Genomic DNA, 17,438 nt, shown 5'->3' on the forward strand with positions numbered 1-17,438 from the left:
TTAAGCTAAGCCCGACTTTAAACCCACGGCCCTTTTCACGGCATCTTCGCCGTAACGGTGCCGGATTTTATCCATGGCCTGGTAGAGGTTGGCCATTTCGGTGGTGTCTTCAAACAAATCTATCTGCTGAAAACCTTGCACCAGGTTACTCAGGCGTACGCCCAGCATCCGGATGAGCATGCGGCGGTTGTATAATTTCCCGAACAGCTCTTTTGCTTTCCGGATTAAAATATGGTCGGCGGCATTGTACGGAATAGAGAGTTGCTGGGTATGCGTATCGAAGTTGGCATAGCGGATTTTTACCGTAATGCAGCCCGTGAGTTTGCCTTGTTTGCGCAGCTCAAACGCTAAGCCTTCGGTCATGGACACAAGCAGGTTGTTGAGCCTGATAATATCAGTCGTATCGGTGTGAAAGGTTTGCTCGGTGCTGATGGATTTCTGCTCGGAATACGGAATCACGGGCGTGCTATCGATGCCATTAGCTTTTTCCCAGATGTGCACGCCTTCTTTGCCCAGTACCTTTTGCATCATTTCCACCGGAATCATGGTTAAGACCTCGATGGTCGGGATGCCCATGTTGCGCAACAGCTGGTAATTTTTCTGCCCCACGCCCGGTATTTTCCGGATAGACAAAGGCGCTAAAAATGGCTTTACTTCGGCCTGACACACCTGTATTTCGCCGTTCGGTTTGGCTTGCCCCGTCGCAATTTTAGAAACCGTTTTGTTTACCGATAAGCCAAACGACACGGGCAAGCCGGTCTCCCGGATAATGTTTTGGCGTAATTCTTTGGTCCATTGCCAGGTGCCAAAGAATTTATCCATCCCGCTCACATCCAGGTAATGCTCATCAATCGAAGCTTTTTCGTAAACCGGCGCGTGGGCCGCAATTACCGCCGTTACGTCCCGCGAATATTTACTGTAAGCCTCCATGTCGCCGCGCAGTACCAAGGCTTCGCTGCAAAGCTGGCGGGCCATACGCATGGGCATGCCGGCGTGTACGCCGTAGAAGCGGGTTTCGTAACTGCAACTGGCTACTACCCCCCTATCGGAGCTGCCCCCAATAATAATGGGTTTACCCTGGAGCTGGGAATTACGCAGGCGCTCTACCGAAACAAAAAACGTGTCTAAATCCAGATGAGCAATGGTACGGTTTTCTGTAAGCAGCATAATTATCCGTTTTAGCTAATTATTTTAGCAAATACGGATTTTTAATATTTAATAGCTAAATATATTAGATTTAAATATTAACATTTATTAACATTTATCAACATTGAGTGTTCAATTACCAGTAATATTAGTTTTATCTAGGTTGATATTCAGGTTAGTTAGCATAATCACTGCCAAGTGAACTGCATTTAGAATAGAGTTACAGAGAAGTTGCTGCCAAAAAATGCTAGATTTTACCTGGCTTTATAGCAATACCGGTAAACGCTACAACCAGGTTAAAAAAACAAGCACTTTAACCTAAGTAGTATAAAATACGTATGCGGTATAGATAAATACTTAAAGCCTAGAACTATGAATACTTACAATAATAAGCTGGATAATGATCGCCGCGACGATTTATTTGATGGCACCGAATTACGGGCCCGCGGTAACTGGACCGAACTGAAAGGCAAGGCCCGTCAGCAATACGGTAACCTAACCGACGATGATTTTGAATATGCCGAAGGCAAACAGGAAGAATGGCTGGGTAGCCTCTCTGCTAAAATTGGCCGTTCGATAGACGATGTAAAATCTTGGTTCAGAAGCTTATAAACAGGCAAGTTTCTGAAATATTTAAAACCCGTTTAGCTAAAACCTAAACGGGTTTTTTATTTAGCTGTTGTCATCGGTCTCTTCTGACCTTTTATAGCGCAAGGGATGCCTTTGCATTTTAATATTGCAACAGCGCACGATTGTGTTAGCATGAGAATTCCCTTGCCTGGTAGTGGTTTTAGGCGCTCCTACTTTCCCCAGTTAACACTCTTTTCAGGTTTCTACCATACCTGGGCTGTACCACCAGAAAAGTTTAAATGCTTATTATCTGATTTTGTAGATTTGTTCTATAATGGCTGATAGCGGAATGTTTCAAACATTCCGGAACCAATTTAAACCCAGGAGGATAGAAATTTAATGATTCCCCAAAAATTCAGGTTCGCTTTGCTGCTCGTACTTTCCCTCATGCTGCATCTTACGGCCTTGGCCAAAGATGTTTTTCCAGATGGAACGCCCATTCCGGACTGGTTCCGGCAAAACAAACCAACCGACGTAACCAAATTAGGCAAGCCCTATCGCATTACCGACTATAACGTTGCCAACGATAGTACCCGCCTCCAGACCCAACTTATTCAGGCGGTTATAGACAAAGCCGCAGCCGACGGGGGCGGCGTGGTGATTATTCCCAAAGGGACATTTTTGAGTGGCTCGCTCTTTTTTAAAAAGAACACCCACCTGCACCTGGAAGAAGGTGGCAAGCTAAAAGGCAGCGACGACATCAGCAATTTCCCGCTGGTTCAGACCCGCATGGAAGGGCAAACCTTGAAATATTTTGCGGCGCTGGTGAATGCCGACGGCCTGGACGGCTTTACCTTATCGGGTAAAGGCACGATAGATGGCAACGGGCTGCGTTACTGGAAATCGTTCTGGCTCCGGCGGGCCTTTAACCCCAACACCACCAACATGGATGAAATGCGGCCGCGACTGGTGTACATCTCCAACTGCAAAAACGTGCAGCTCTCCGGTGTGAAATTAATCAACTCGCCGTTCTGGACGACGCACTTGTATAAAAGCGAAAACGTTAAGCTGCTCGACCTGTACATCTACTCGCCGGAAAAGCCGGTAAAAGCGCCGAGCACCGATGCGGTGGATATAGACGCCTGTAAAAACGTGCTTATCAAAAACTGCTACATGTCGGTGAACGACGATGCCGTTGCGCTGAAGGGCGGCAAAGGGCCGCGGGCCGATAAAGACCCGAACAACGGCGGCAACTATAACATCATCATCGAAGACTGCACTTACGGGTTCTGCCACGGGGCCTTAACCTTCGGCAGCGAGTCGGTGCACGACCGCAATATTATTTTGCGCCGGATTAAGATAAACCACGCCGAGCGGTTACTTTGGTTTAAAATGCGCCCCGATACCCCGCAGCTTTACGAATACGTGCTGGTAGAAGACATCGAGGGCCACGACATCGGCAACTTCCTCTACATCCGCCCCTGGACCCAGTTCTTCGACCTGAAAGGCGAACCGGTATCGGGCACGTCTAACGTCCGGCACATAACCATGCGCAACATTAAGCTGGATTGTACTAACTTTTTTAACGTGGGCGCGGCCAAAGAAATTAAGCCGGCACAAGGCTTCGGTTATCAGTTATCAGACTTCCGGTTCGAAAATATTCAGGTAACGGCTAAAAATTTCCTGGAGATAGACCCTGCTGTTATCCAGAATTTTAAAGGGAAGAACGTAACCGTTAACAGGAAGAAGCTTTATTAGAAACTAATTGTTCCTGAAGATGCGCCGGCTGAAAGAATGATACGTTCTGCTTAGCCGGCGCGGGCTGGTAGTTCGGGCTTACCTTATTTAAAAAATGTAGCCGGTTTGCCTGCACCAGCAGCGGGATGCAGAATATTCAAGACCACTCCTACGCAGGAAACTACCCTTAAAAAAGAGCTGGTTATTTAATGGGATTACCACCGCAAAAACCCGGAAGTTTACCAGTTTATTTAAAATACCAATAACTCCAACAGCCAGGTTATAAATTAAGTATTTCAACCTAAGTGGTATAAAATACGTATGCCTTATAGATTAATACTTAAAGCATAAAACTATGAATACTTACAATAATAATCTGGATAATGATCGCCGCGACGATTTGTTCGATGGCACCGAATTACGGGCTCGTGGTAACTGGACCGAACTGAAAGGTAAAGCCCGTCAGCAATATGGTAACCTAACCGACGATGATTTTGAATATGCCGAAGGCAAACAAGAAGAATGGCTGGGTAGCCTTTCTGCCAAAATTGGCCGTTCGATAGACGATGTAAAATCCTGGTTCAGAAGCTTATAAACAAGTAAGTTTCTGAAATATTTGAAACCCGTTTAGTTAAAACCTAAACGGGTTTTTTATTTATCTGGCCTTAGTAGCCTTGCCTCCTGTTTTTATAACCAGATAAGTTCTTGCAAGGCAGGTAGTAAATACCTTTCTCTTCTGAATGCATAACCAGCTTTTATCACAGTTGTGATTAGAGAAATATTCATATCGGACGGCTACATAAAAAAGGAGCGGAAATTACTTCCGCTCCTAAGTATATCTACCTAATAATTTCTAGAATTTCTAGCAAAATTATTTCAACCAGGATATTAGTTACGGCAAACCGCCGCCACCCATGGCACCATAAACCTGACCGGTGGTATAACTGGCATCGGGGGCCGCTAATTGCACGTAAATAGAAGCCAATTCTGCCGGTTGTCCGGGCCGTTCCAGGGGCGTATCGCCGCCGAAACTTTTGAGTTTTTCCATGGTAACGCCGCCGCTTACCTGCAGCGGGGTCCAGATGGGGCCGGGCGCTACGCCGTTTACCAAAATGCCTTTGGGGGCCAGTTGCTTGGCCAGCGACCGCACAAAGCTGGTGGTAGCGGCTTTGGTTTGGGCATAATCGTACAACTCCGCCGAGGGCGTGGTGGCTTGCTCGGAGGTAGTAGCAATAATGGCAGCGCCTGGGGGCAAATGCGGCAGAGCGGCTTTTATAATCCAGAAAGGCGCGTAAATATTGGTTTTAATGGTGCGGTCAAAATCTTCGGAAGAAATATCCAGGATAGATTCGTGGGTTTGCTGGTAGGCCGCATTGCTCACCAGAATATCCAGCCCGCCCAGTTCGCGCACGGCATCCGCTACCAGTTGCTGGCAAAACGCTTCGTCGGTAATATCGCCCGGCAGGGCCACGGCTTTCCGGCCTTCGGCTTGAATGAGCGCGATTACTTCCTGCGCGTCGGGTTCTTCGGAGGGGTAATAATTAATGGCTACGTCGGCACCCTCGCGGGCATACGCAATGGCGGCCGCTCGCCCCATACCTGAGTCGCCACCGGTTATTAAGGCTTTACGGCCGGTTAAACGCCCGCTGCCTTTGTAACTTTCTTCGCCGTGGTCGGGCCGGGGTTCCATTTGCCCTGCTAAGCCGGGCCAGGGTTGCTTTTGTTCTTTAAAGGGCGGTTTTGGATATTTCTCCAGCGGGTTTTCCAGCTTTGCTTTGTTTTCGTCTTTCATACTTCGTTCAGGCTTTATTTAATTTTGTATTAAACCCATAAGCCTGCGGAAAGGTTATTCGGCACCAAGACAAGTTAATGGCCCAATTAACCATACTGGAATAGCCTTTTTCGCTGAAATCCGTTCTGGGCTGTCAGGCCGGCGTCCAGTAAATTCGTTTATTCTTAACGGTCTTTTTTAAGCCAAGCGCGGGCAATTTATTTTGGGTGGTGCCGAGGTAAGTAAAATGGGGTAAATCCGAAATAACGGTTTGAAACCAACCGTGGCGGGCCAGAATAGCGCGGACTGCGGCCTGGTGGTTTTCGTTTATATCCAGAGCGAGCATAGAGATATGCTGCGACGCGCCGGGTGCCGTACCCGAGTAAAGAATGGATTTAGAAAAATTTTTACTAAAATAGAGGCCCTGGGCTTCGAGCCGCAATATTTCTTTTACTTGTCGGGCGGGCGCCAACTCCTGAATCCGGGCGGCCTCCCGGGCACTTAGTTTTCCGCGCCGCCGCCAGAAAGCAAGCCCCGGCACCACCCGGCGGCTCCATATTTTTTCTGTATCGCGGTAGCTGCGCCGGGCCGCCCAGGTACCGCGTGGCGTAATCCGCAAATTTTTCCGGACAGCTTCTTCACGCGCCGCGAGCAAAGCATTCATGGCTTCCGTTTGCAACTCAATGTAAATGCCGCCAATATTCTCGCGCCTAATATTCAGGCGCGATTGCCAGGTAATGCAGTCGGTGGGGTTGGTAAAAATAATGGCCGGCGGACGAACCACGTTGCCCTGCGCCACAAAAATAGCCCCGTACTCTTTTAAAAGCCGTTGGGCCACCCAGTCGTTTACAGCCGGCACCGGCAACCGCGGGGTTAAATTCTGCTCCCGTAAGGATTGGTGCGGGGCCATCTTAGCCGTATTGGCAGTTACTTTTGGCGCGCGAACAACGCGGGCGTTAGAATGCGATAAAGTTGAGGCAAATTCTTTTTTAGGATCAGAAAAATCAGGCAAAAATAAACCGCCGCTTATAATAAATATATAAACGGTCAGGAGTGGTTTGTTTCTATAAAATTTATTCGACGGCGGCATTTCTAAACCAATACGTTTAAATTACCTGAACAACTTTACAAAAGTTAATTAACCAATATTTCGTCCAAAAAGCCAGGCAAAAATATCCCCCTCACCCAACTTATTTCGGCACCCAAGCATTCCGGAATAAGAGCATGTTTAAATTTTGAAGCACCCACTTATAAAGGTTATTCTGAAAGAATGTTCTGAGTAGGTAACGCAAAAGATTCTTTCAGAATGACGGAGATGGAGGGTAATAATTAAAATTTTTGATAGTTACAGCAAATATTATCTTTAAATAGAATTTCCCTATTAGTGGATTTTAAACTTGCTCTCAGCTGTTTAACTCTCTGTAAATAAGTTTACTTTAAATTTATTTGAATTTTATTTCATAACAGCGGTTTCCAAAGAGAGAGCGCTAAAGCTATGCGGCTGCGTTTTTCTCAAACACTTTTACCTAGTTCTTTTATTTCCGCGACTTACAAGTAATTCCTGTTTCAAACCTTTAAAAATTTATTTTACTTTAGCAGAATAGCTCAAGCCCCTACCCCATGCAAAGATTCTTAGTTGTCCTTTTAATTTGTTTCTTATCGAGCGCCTTCTCCCCTGCTGCTTATACCTGGGTGGCCATCGGCGATTCTATTACTTACCTAAACGACCACCAGGAACAAACCGGAAACCGCGTAACCAAGGGTTACCTGACTCTGGTAACCGAAGAATTGCCGGGAGTAAAATATATTAACCAGGGGCATAATGGCTGGACGGCCGGCGGCATTGCGAATAAAATAGAAGACTTGGGTTTGGTTAAAGCCGATGTGTATTCGGTTTTTCTGGGCACGAACGACTGGTGGCAGGGCCGCCCCATTGGCACGCTCACCGATTACCAAAACAACACCGGCAACAACACTTTTTACGGCTCTTACCGCATTATTATAGATAAAATACGCAGTCTGAACCCCAAAGCGCCGATATTATTAATGACGCCCATGCAGCGGGTAGATTTTGTGTATATCAGCAACTATAAAAATAATGCTTACGGTTCTTATAAAGATAAAAACGGCCAATCGCTGGCAGCTTTTGCTGAGGCGATTAAAGCTGTAGGCAAGCACGAAAAATTACTGGTGGTGGATTTATACCATAAAAGCGGCATGACGCTGAAGAACCTGGTGAAGTTTAAGCGCTTAAAAGACCCGGCCACCGGTGCGTACAAAAATTATCCTTACCCGCAGTTTATTGATATTCCGTTTAACCCCGAAACCGATGAATACCCGTACCCACCCGCAGCTATAGACATGACCTACGATGGCCTCCACCCTTCGGATAAAGGTTATGCAATTATTTCGCGCATGGTAGCCGGTGTCATGAAAAAAGAATTAAAACTGAAGAAGACCAAAGCACAATAATTATTCCGGCATCATAACTCCGAAATTTGTAGTGCTGCATTGCAACTTCAGGCTAACAACCGTTCTTGTGTACTATCGGCAGCGTTTCGCTGTTGATTATTTTATTGGCCGCGGTAGTAACACAAACCATATTTATTGCCTTCGTATATAGGCCGGTAGCAGAAAATATTAGTCCGGGCAGAACGCCCACGCCAGCAAAAGAGCAGAAGCACTGTAAATATGCTGGTTTAAGCTTTTTCTGAAATCAGACACCGGAATATGGTAAGGTTTAAAGCGTATGAAACGATTACTTATTATTTTTTTAATTTGCTGCGGACTGGTTATTACCACTTTTCTGTTGTTCGAAGAGGTGGAACATTGGATTACCGCCCATGTTCATTCGGGTCAATCCAAAGCCACTTACACCTTGCTCAGCTTTTCTTTTATGGCCCTGGACACTTTGTTGCCGGTACCTTCGAGTTTACTCATGATTTTGAACGGGAAAATATTAGGCCCATTTTTTGGCACCTTGCTTTCTTTGGTTTCGAGCCTTTTAGCTTCTGTGTTTGGGTTTTACCTGGGCCGCAGCGCCAACCCTTACTTCGATAAGTTTTTTGCCGCCCAGGACAAAGCCTATAGCAATAATCTTTTTCAGAAATTCGGAAATCTGACCATTACAATTTCCAAAGCCTTACCGGTTCTTTCGGAAGCTATCTCGTTTGTAGCCGGCACCACGGCTATGCCCTTTAAAACATTTCTGTTGTATTCGGCCATTGGCCATTTTGTAGTAGCGGTGGGTTATGCTTACCTGGGTAGTTTTTCTAATGAGATTAATTCGGGTTTGGTAACGGTTATTGTAATTGTAGTGGCGGTGTTGTTTAGCTACGGAGTGCAGTTAATTTTAAAGAACAAACATCAAAAAACAACCTAACGCAGACTTATATTTTTCCTCCTATCCGTTCAGTTCATAGAAAATTTATAACAATACCAAATGGTTAAAGTGCTTAAAGTTTGGCGGTCCTATTGAACTTGCCAAAACAGGTAATAATTACTTCACAATGCTGTTATAAGGCCTCAAATAAACCCAGAGTAGCTAAAACTTACTTTAATATTTAAGGGTGGCATTACTATATTATAACGGCTACTTTCTGCTTAAATCAACGGGCTCGAAAGAAGTAAAAGCCGTTTCGGGTACTTGCTCCAGCACTTGAATATTGGTTAACTTGGCCTGGCCGCGGTCGCCGGATAGTTTAATATTACCGTAAGTCTGGTAATCGAGCCAAGGCATTACAAAAGCCGGAATAGAATCCTGCGCGTTTTTATAGTAAGCCCATTGGGCTACCAAGTGGTTCTTTTTATCGACGTAAACTTTGTATTTGTTTTCGGGGGTAACGCCTACGTTTTGATAAGTAAGCTGCAGCACATCCGTATCGGGGCCAGTAGCCAGTTTTTCTTCGCCCAAATATTTAAGGGTTACGCCCGAGTCTTTCAGTTTAAAGGGCATTACCAGCCAGTAAGAATCGTTAATCCAGGCCTCTTTGCCTTTTTGCAGGTATTTGGCCAGCGAATCAGGTTGCGTTACCTCGGCCCCGTTTCTAAATACTTTGCCTTTGCCCGTATTAATATTTACGAGCGTTTTGGTATCGTCCTTCAGGTTTTCTATTCGTACGTCGCCGGTATATTTATCCCAAAGTAGCTTCCGGGCATCCAAAAATTGCCACGCAATATAATGGGTAGCATCCCAATTTTTCCGGCCACCCTGCGCCGCCATCACCGAATCGGCTAGCTCAATCGCTTTAACATCAGAACCCTCCGCATTAAAGCCTTCCATTGGTGGGTTTCCCGCGGTTTCGTTTTCTTTGGGGGTACACTGCTGAAAGAACAATAAAAATAAAAACAAGCCTGGCGTTAATATTCTGAAAACAGCTTTCATGTGGCAAAAGTTAGGAGGTGCGTTGGGAAAGCTAAATATATAGCTTAAATATTTCAACTACAACATAAGTAAATATTACAATCCTTCCGTTTTAAATTTCATTGCCTTACAGCCTGCCTTTAACCAACCCAAACGAGCCGCTTAAGACCGCTTAATGCTTGCAAAGCCCAGAATTAGATTAATATTACCTTAACTGCCAGGCAGGAAAACAAAATTAAATTCACTGCCCCGATCTTGCAGCTTGCATAGTTAAGCTGTGAAGCTGTTTAGTATTTCGGTTTTAAACAGAATAAGCTGCCATTGGTGGTGTTATCACTGCCAATTCTAAAGCTTCCGACAGACTACTTGCTGGTGAAAACACACAGCAAGGGCAGCGGTTTTCTCCAATTATCCAATATTCAAATGCTAAACAGCTTCTGTTTTCAAAAAAATTAAATAAAAACAATAATTTTTCTTCTACTAAAAATAATTATATAAAAACCCTTTACCCTTTTGCAACTCCGCCAATCAAACAAACACTTTAATACTTTAATACTAATAGTGTTTGCATAAAATATATTATTAAGAAGAGGTTAGCTACCAAATTTTATAAAAATTCCAGAATCGCCGATTTGGACTTATCCAACAGCAATAACCAATTTAAATCCAATTATTTAGCTTATACCATCCAATTTAGTTGTATGTAATCAAGACAATACAAAGAATTTATAAGTATTTACCAGTCTGCCCTAAATCCAGTTGTTAAAATCACTTCGTAGGTCTCCTCAATAAAAATTAATTACCCAGTTTAATATTTCTTCAACCTTAAACATTTAAAATCTTATGGGAGTTTTTACAAGAACAGGACCAAAGCTCTTGCTGACGGGCCTGGCGATAGCAGGGCTATCGGCAATTGGGTTAAAGTACAATAACCTCGAATCGTCCAGTCACCGGGAAGCCCCGATGATTATGAACGACCCGCTGGCGGATAACACCGATGTGTATGCTTTCCGCAACCCGGCCAACCCGAACAATATGATTATTATTGCTAATTATATTCCGGTACAGGCGCCCCACGGCGGCCCCTATTATTACAATTTCGGGGAAAATATTGCCTACGATATTCACATTAAAAACAATGCCACCACCGCTTATGACGATATTATTTACCGGTTTGAATTTGTGTTAAAAAATGAAGATCCGACTACTTTCTTCAAATACCGGCTGGGCAAAGAAAATGTAAAAGCCAATTATTTCTGCAGCAAAAGCTTAGATGGCGGTAAAACCTGGTCGCGGATTGTGTACCTAGGTAAAGTAGCGCCGCCCGATGCCGGTCCGCGTTCTATTGAAAGTGCCGTTGGCTTAAACACGCCTTACGATGCTTTATTTAATGCGGCTATTGAAACCTCTGGTCAGCGGGAAAAAATATTCGTTGGTCAAGTAGATGATCCGTTTTTCGTAGACATTGGCGGTATTTCTGATTTAGGTAATATTCGTCCGGGCAATGCTCCCGATGGTTTAGCCAAATTAAACGTGCATACCATTGCCATGGATATCCCGATTGAAAACCTGCAGAAAGATAAAAAATATGCCAGCCAGGCCAAAAATATTCTCGACCCGGACTATGTAATTGGTGTTTGGGCTTCGGCCAGCCGCCGGCAAATGACCGTGCGCAATGCGGATGGCACCAAAACTGAGAGCGGCCCTTATGTGCAGGTATCGCGTTTGGGCATGCCCCTTACCAACGAAGCAATTATTCCGGTGGGCCGCAAAGACGAATGGAATGCTACGCCATCTTCTAAGGATAACCCTAAGTACGATAAATACTTTACCAACCCCGAACTGGCGCTTTACATGGATGATTCTAAATTTGGTACTGCCGTTCCGGGCTTAGCTAAATTACGGATTCAAACCAAATCTTTAGGGCAGTTCGATTTCCGGAATGGGGCTAACGGGTTAGCTGGGTTAAAAGGCAACCCGGCCTTAGCTGGTACAGCCTTAGACGATAAGCTTTTTGGTAATTATTTGCTGCGTCCGGGCCAACCCCGCTCCGTGGATCTTTTACCAATATTTATGACCGGGGTGCCTAACCTGCGGCCTTACCAGTTAGCTACCGGTAAAAATGGCAATCCTTTGGCAGCCGGCAAACCCCTTATCCATAACTTTCTGCCTACTTTCGGCGATATGCTGCGGGTAAACATGGCTACCCCGGTTACACCCCGCAACTCCGCCGATTTTAGCAGCGAAGGTTTAATAGCCGCTGCCGCCCTGGGTTTAACCGATGCCCGGTTTAATACCACTACCGATTTACAATTTATTCCGAACATGGATGGCTTCCCGAACGGCCGTCGGTTAGAAGATGATGTAACCCGGATTGAGTTACAAGCGGTAGGCGGCGCGGTACTGGCGGCTATTGGCCTTTGGTACGATGATTTTATCCCCGGAAGCAGTACCTCTCCGGTTACCCAGGATTTGGTAGATGTTTTAACCTTTACCACCGGCGTAGAGAAAAACGACAAACCTTTTATGGCGAGTTTCCCTTTCCTGGCTAAGCCCTGGGACGGCTTCGAGGATGGTCATATTCAGATTAACTGCGATATAAACGGCAACCCCATCTCTACGGTATCGGCTATGCAACCTGGCGCAAAAGTACCGGGCACCATGAACCTGGCTACACCCGAAATAATGCTGAAAAAGGTAGAAGCTTATCCGAATCCGTCCCGGAATACCACCACTTTCCGGTACCACCTGGCCGAGCCGACGAATGTTTCTTTACAGATTTTTGATTTGGCGGGCCGGTTAGTTGCCAGCCCGGTTGTAAACCAGAATATTAAGGCTGGTACCCACGAAGTACCGGTAAATGTAAGCAAGCTGGATAGAGGCACTTACATTGCCCGCATCCAAAATGGCAACAACGTTTTACAATCGCTGAAATTTACAGTAGATAAATAACCTGATAAAGCCGGGTACTAAGTACCCGGCTTTTATTAACCTTTCTTTTATCTTTTAAATATTCTTTAGCAGCAACAATATCATGAAAAAAAGCTACATCCTTAACGCGGTTCTGATAGTAATAATAGTAGCGGCAGCTGGCCTTTTTTACCAATACCGGAATGTACAAGTTCCCATTCCGCCCCTGAAAGAAAGAACTGGCCCCATTTCGGTTACCAGCGAATGGCTGAATACCAAAGCGGCTATTCAGGGCCTGCAACGGAAACTACGCGAAAAGCCCAATGATCTGCAAAGTAAATTATTACTGGCCTTTGCTTTTATGCAAGAGGCGCGCATTACCGGCGAACACCCTTACTACTACCCGGCCGCCCTTAATTTAATAAACGATATCCTGGACCAGGAACCAGAGAATCCGATTTTAATGTACGAGGCCACGGTTGCGAAGGCCTCCATTCAGCTTTCGCTGCACCAGTTTAACGAAGCCCTGGCAACGGGCAAAAAAGCCTTAGCCATTAATCCCAATATTGCTTCGGTTTATGGTGTGTTGTGCGATGCCAACGTAGAACTGGGCAATTACGAAGAAGCTATTAATATGGCCGACCGGATGACTGCCATCCGCCCCGACCTGAAATCGTACTCCCGGATTTCGTATTTGCGGGAGATTCACGGCGATTTACCCGGCGCCATTGAGGCCATGGAACATGCGGCCGCAGCGGGTTACCCCGGCCTGGAGCAAACCGCCTGGACCCGCTTTACCTTGGGCAGCTTATACGAAAAAACCGGTGATTTACAGAAAGCGGCCGCCGTGTACGAGCGCGCCATGGCCGAATACCCGAAATATGCCTTTGCTATTGGCGGTTTAGCGCGTCTGGCCGAAAAAAAGAATAACCCCCAAGCTGCTATCCGGTTGTATACCGAAGCTGCTAACGTTTTACCGGAATTTTCTTTTCAGGAAGAATTGGTACGCCTTTACCAACGGCAAGGCGAAACCAGAACAGCCGCTAATTTAATGGAAGAATTGATTGAAGGCCTGCAAGAAGACCAGAAATCCGGGCACCTGATGGATTTGGAATTAGCTAATATTTACCTCCATCTGAAAAACGACCCTAAAGCTGCCATGACTTACGCTATAAAAGAATTTAAAAGAAGGCCCAATAATATAGATGTTTGCAAAACGCTGGCGGCTATTTATTACAAGCAGCAGCAATACCAGCAAGCCGATTTTTTCTTACAAAAAGCAACCCGCACCAACAGCCAGGACCCGACGCTTCTGTGTTTAAATGGCTTAGTTAAATACCGCTTAGGCGACCGGGTTGCCGGGGAAACCCTCATCCGGAAATCTTTGGCCACCGATCCGTTTCAGAATACAGCTTACAGCACCGAGGGCAAAAGTTTGTTGAGTAATTCCATATCCAAACTGTAGCCCGGGAATATTTAGGCTAACTGTTGGTAACCAGCTTTTTTCTGTTCTAAAAGCTAACCTAGTCAGTGGCTCGGCACAAATATTTGTTCCGGGCCGACTGTTGCGATAGCTGGTGCCAGTACAAGCCTATGGCAATATTTTCTTTGGCTATTAAAATCCAGAATACCTGTTTTCACCCTTCCAACCCAAACAAACCTAAGCCTGTGAAAATACTTTACTTTATTCTGCTAATCTGGCTTACGGCGACCACCGGTGCTTTTGCGCATAAGCTCTCCATAAAAGGAGTTGTTTACAGCAAAAGCACCAATACCCCGCTCGCCGGCGCTACTGTAACGATTCCGGCCGTAGATAAAATTTCTACCACTGACCGCTTCGGCGTTTATACTTTCCATGATTTAGCCGCCGGCAATTACGAAATAAAAATAACTTACTTAGGGTTTGAGCAGGAAAGCAAAATAGTAGAAGTTAATCCGCTGGCCCCATCGGTGCTGGCCACTTCTTATTTGGCCAGTGGCAGCTTACAATTAGCCGAAATAGCCATATCGGCCAGTCAGGCAGAACCAGCCAATATTATTAGTGCCGTAGACGTACAACTACGACCCATTCAAAATTCCCAGGAAATATTGCGCCTGGTACCAGGATTATTTATTGCCCAGCATGCCGGCGGCGGCAAAGCCGAACAAATATTCCTGCGGGGTTTCGACATAGACCACGGCACCGATATTAACTTAACCGCCGACGGCATGCCGGTAAACATGGTATCGCACGCCCACGGCCAAGGCTATTCCGATTTGCACTTTCTAATTCCCGAAACCATTCAAAACGTAGATTTTGGCAAAGGACCTTACCGGGCCGATAAAGGCAACTTTGGTACCGCCGGTTACGCCGATTTCCGGACGCGCAGTGCTTTGGATAAAAACAGCATTAAGCTGGAAGCGGGGCGTTTTAATAATTACCGGGCAGTAGGTATGTTTAATTTATTAGGCGCAACGGCGCGGCAAAAAGGGCAAAACGCTTACCTGGCCACCGAATATTTATTCAGCAATGGCTACTTTCAATCGCCGCAGGGCTTAAACCGGTTAAATTTATTTAGCCGCTACCAGGGCGTATTCCAAAACAATACCATCCTGAGTGGCTCCTTATCGGCTTTCCGGAGTAACTGGGATGCCTCCGGCCAGATTCCGGAACGGGCAGTAACCGATGGCACCATTACCCGCTTCGGCGCGATTGATGATACCGAAGGCGGCCAAACGGCCCGCTACAATGCTAACCTGAGTTTAGATAAAACTTTTACAGATGGCAGCTACCTGAAAAACCAGGTATATTTTATTAAATATGATTTTGAGCTGTATTCTAACTTTACCTTTTTCCTGAACGACCCCGAAAACGGCGACCAAATCCGGCAAAAAGAGAAAAGGCAAATTTACGGTTACCAGGGTACTTACCAGAAAGAAGCGACTTTCCTGGGCCGCCCGCTCCGGCACGAAGTAGGTATTGGCTTGCGTTACGACGATATTAATGGTTCTGAATTATCCCGAACCCGCAACCGAAAAACAACTTTATCGGAAGTACAAAAAGGCAACACGCAGGAGCTAAATACTTTTGCCTATTTAAACCAAACCTGGGAAGTTTCTCCCCGCTTTTCCGTGAATGCTGCCTTGCGGTTTGACCGCTTATTTTTTGATTACACCAGTTTGTTAGAAGCAGATGCCAATCAGACGACTCAAAGAAGCGCCGAGAGCCGGGTTAGTCCTAAACTTAATTTTACCTACGCGGTAACGCCAGCTTTACAGTTGTATTTAAGTTCCGGCATGGGTTACCATTCCAACGACTCGCGGGTTTCGGTTTTAGCGGCCAGAAAAGAAGCCTTGCCGGCCGCCCGGGGCGCTGATTTAGGGTTGAAGTTTAAACCAGTAGAGCAGCTTTATGTAACCGCCGCCTTTTGGTTATTAGACCTGGACCAGGAATTTGTATACGTCGGCGACGAAGGCATTGTGGAACCATCGGGCAGAACCCGCCGCTACGGGTTGGATCTTTCGGCTCGCTACCAGGTTAATAAACATTTATTCCTAGATACGGATTTGAACCTGGCCCGGCCGCGGGCACGCGACGAAGCAAAAGGCAATAATTATATTCCGTTAGCACCCGCCATTACCAGCACCGGCGGGCTTAGTTACCAAACCTCCCACGGTTTTAAAGCCAACCTGCGTTACCGCTACCTGGGCCATCGCCCCGCCAACGAAGACAACAGCCTGACCGCCGAAGGTTATTTCCTGGCCGATGCGGTAGTTAGCTATACTTTAAAAAACCTGGAATTCAGATTAAGCGGTGAGAATTTATTCAACAGCAACTGGGAAGAAGCCCAATTCGAAACAGAGTCGCGGTTAAGAAATGAACCCGAGCCCGTATCAGAGATTCATTTCACCCCCGGAACGCCCTTCGCCGTAAAGGCCGGTGTTACGTTTTCTTTTTAAATATCTCTAATAATTTTACTCTGCTTAAATAAACAACCATCACTAACGCCAGCGTCCTCGCTGGGGTTGTCTTCTTCCGGCCTCTGGCCGTTATACATAGTCGTTAATGAAATATTGATTTATTCAGCGGCCAGAGGCCGGATAAAATAGACACGGGCGAGACGCCCGCGCCATACTTGCCAAAACAAACGCCGAGCCATGTAGCTGTTAGTACTGATCTAATAATTTATCTTCAGTATTTTATCTTTGCCTGATGGCCATTGAATATTATTTTGCCTGAGATAAGCGCCGGTAAGCGGCTTCATCTACCAACCATATTGCTTCGTTTTGTGGTTGAATGAGTTGGGAGGGGTATTGTTCCGGATTTCTTCTGCCTTCCAGCACCTCGTATAAAGCATCGGCTTTCTTTTCGCCGTAGGTAATAAAAACAACTTTTTTAGCCTGGTTGATTAAGGGTGCCGTTAAGGTTATCCGGTATATTTGTTTGGGCTCTAAATAATAAGCTACTACCCATTTTTCTTTTTCCTGCAACACCGCAGTACCCGGAAACAACGAGGCCGTATGCCCATCGTCGCCCATGCCTAATAAGATTAAGTCAAAACTTGGTTCTGTTTGGCCTAAGTGTTGGCGGAGCGTTTCTTCGTACTGTTGCGCAAATATTTCGGGTTCCTGTTTTCCCCACATCGGGAATATTTGGTTCTTAGGAATTGGCACGTGGTTCAGTAGCGTTTCGAGGGCCATTTTGGCGTTACTCTGCTCGTCGGTTAAAGGCACCCAGCGTTCATCTCCCCAAAATATATACGTTTGCTCCCAAGGCACCTGCTCGCGGTAAGGCGATTGCGCGAGGAACTGGTGCATTTGTATGGGCGAAGAACCACCCGTTAAAGCTACGGTAAAGCGGCCTTTTTCCTGCACGGCTTCGTTGGCAGCCTGCACAAATAAATCGGCGGCCGCCTGGCTCAGTTGCTGGGTATCTTTAAATATCTGGATCACTTGTTATGC

The 17,438-nt window shown here is 46.0% G+C and carries 13 protein-coding genes; 8 read left to right on the plus strand and 5 right to left on the minus strand.

All coding sequences use genetic code 11. The features are described from left to right. Complete coding sequence (dinB, locus tag F0145_RS19095) at positions 1-1,167, minus strand: DNA polymerase IV (RefSeq protein ID WP_150090931.1); 1,167 nt, start codon at positions 1,165-1,167, stop codon at positions 1-3. Positions 1,168-1,518: 351 nt separating this feature from the next. On the opposite strand from dinB, the gene F0145_RS19100 reads away from it, so the two are divergent. The 3 genes from F0145_RS19100 to F0145_RS19110 all read left to right on the plus strand — a co-directional run bounded on the left by F0145_RS19100 (position 1,519) and on the right by F0145_RS19110 (position 4,048). Beyond that, positions 1,519-1,758: a CsbD family protein gene (locus F0145_RS19100; protein ID WP_150090933.1), complete on the plus strand. Its 240-nt coding sequence runs from the start codon at positions 1,519-1,521 to the stop codon at positions 1,756-1,758. A 357-nt stretch (positions 1,759-2,115) separates the two neighbouring features. Further along, the gene (locus F0145_RS19105; RefSeq protein ID WP_150090936.1) at positions 2,116-3,474 is read left to right on the plus strand and encodes a rhamnogalacturonidase; all 1,359 of its coding nucleotides are present in this window, start codon (positions 2,116-2,118) and stop codon (positions 3,472-3,474) included. A gap of 334 nt (positions 3,475-3,808) precedes the next feature. Next, positions 3,809-4,048, plus strand: coding sequence for a CsbD family protein (locus F0145_RS19110; RefSeq protein WP_150090938.1), 240 nt, complete (start codon positions 3,809-3,811; stop codon positions 4,046-4,048). A gap of 297 nt (positions 4,049-4,345) precedes the next feature. On the opposite strand, the gene F0145_RS19115 is transcribed toward F0145_RS19110, so the two are convergent. Beyond that, a complete protein-coding gene (locus F0145_RS19115) occupies positions 4,346-5,245 on the minus strand; it encodes an SDR family oxidoreductase (protein WP_150090940.1) in 900 nt (299 codons plus the stop codon). A 133-nt stretch (positions 5,246-5,378) separates the two neighbouring features. After that, positions 5,379-6,236, minus strand: a complete 858-nt coding sequence (locus F0145_RS19120) for a hypothetical protein (RefSeq protein WP_150090942.1) — start codon at positions 6,234-6,236, stop codon at positions 5,379-5,381. 608 nt (positions 6,237-6,844) lie between these two features. Here F0145_RS19120 and F0145_RS19125 point away from each other — a divergent pair. Beyond that, positions 6,845-7,696, plus strand: a complete 852-nt coding sequence (locus F0145_RS19125) for an SGNH/GDSL hydrolase family protein (protein ID WP_150090944.1) — start codon at positions 6,845-6,847, stop codon at positions 7,694-7,696. Positions 7,697-7,973: 277 nt separating this feature from the next. Next, positions 7,974-8,606, plus strand: coding sequence for a TVP38/TMEM64 family protein (locus tag F0145_RS19130; protein ID WP_150090946.1), 633 nt, complete (start codon positions 7,974-7,976; stop codon positions 8,604-8,606). 210 nt (positions 8,607-8,816) lie between these two features. On the opposite strand, the gene F0145_RS19135 is transcribed toward F0145_RS19130, so the two are convergent. Then, the gene (locus F0145_RS19135; protein ID WP_223816153.1) at positions 8,817-9,608 is read right to left on the minus strand and encodes a hypothetical protein; all 792 of its coding nucleotides are present in this window, start codon (positions 9,606-9,608) and stop codon (positions 8,817-8,819) included. Between the two features lie 822 nt (positions 9,609-10,430). Between F0145_RS19135 and F0145_RS19140 the strand changes: the two genes are divergently transcribed. The 3 genes from F0145_RS19140 to F0145_RS19150 all read left to right on the plus strand — a co-directional run bounded on the left by F0145_RS19140 (position 10,431) and on the right by F0145_RS19150 (position 16,436). Continuing rightward, positions 10,431-12,539, plus strand: a complete 2,109-nt coding sequence (locus tag F0145_RS19140) for a DUF4331 family protein (RefSeq protein WP_150090948.1) — start codon at positions 10,431-10,433, stop codon at positions 12,537-12,539. 82 nt (positions 12,540-12,621) lie between these two features. Then, the gene (locus F0145_RS19145; protein WP_150090950.1) at positions 12,622-13,962 is read left to right on the plus strand and encodes a tetratricopeptide repeat protein; all 1,341 of its coding nucleotides are present in this window, start codon (positions 12,622-12,624) and stop codon (positions 13,960-13,962) included. Positions 13,963-14,165: 203 nt separating this feature from the next. Next, entirely contained in the window at positions 14,166-16,436 is a 2,271-nt protein-coding gene (locus F0145_RS19150; protein ID WP_223816154.1) for a TonB-dependent receptor, read from the plus strand. 267 nt (positions 16,437-16,703) lie between these two features. On the opposite strand, the gene pgl is transcribed toward F0145_RS19150, so the two are convergent. Then, a complete protein-coding gene (gene pgl / locus F0145_RS19155; RefSeq protein ID WP_150090952.1) occupies positions 16,704-17,429 on the minus strand; it encodes a 6-phosphogluconolactonase in 726 nt (241 codons plus the stop codon). Positions 17,430-17,438: the final 9 nt, after the last annotated feature.

This window comes from Adhaeribacter rhizoryzae (assembly GCF_008629685.1).
GTDB classification, from domain to species: domain Bacteria; phylum Bacteroidota; class Bacteroidia; order Cytophagales; family Hymenobacteraceae; genus Adhaeribacter; species Adhaeribacter rhizoryzae.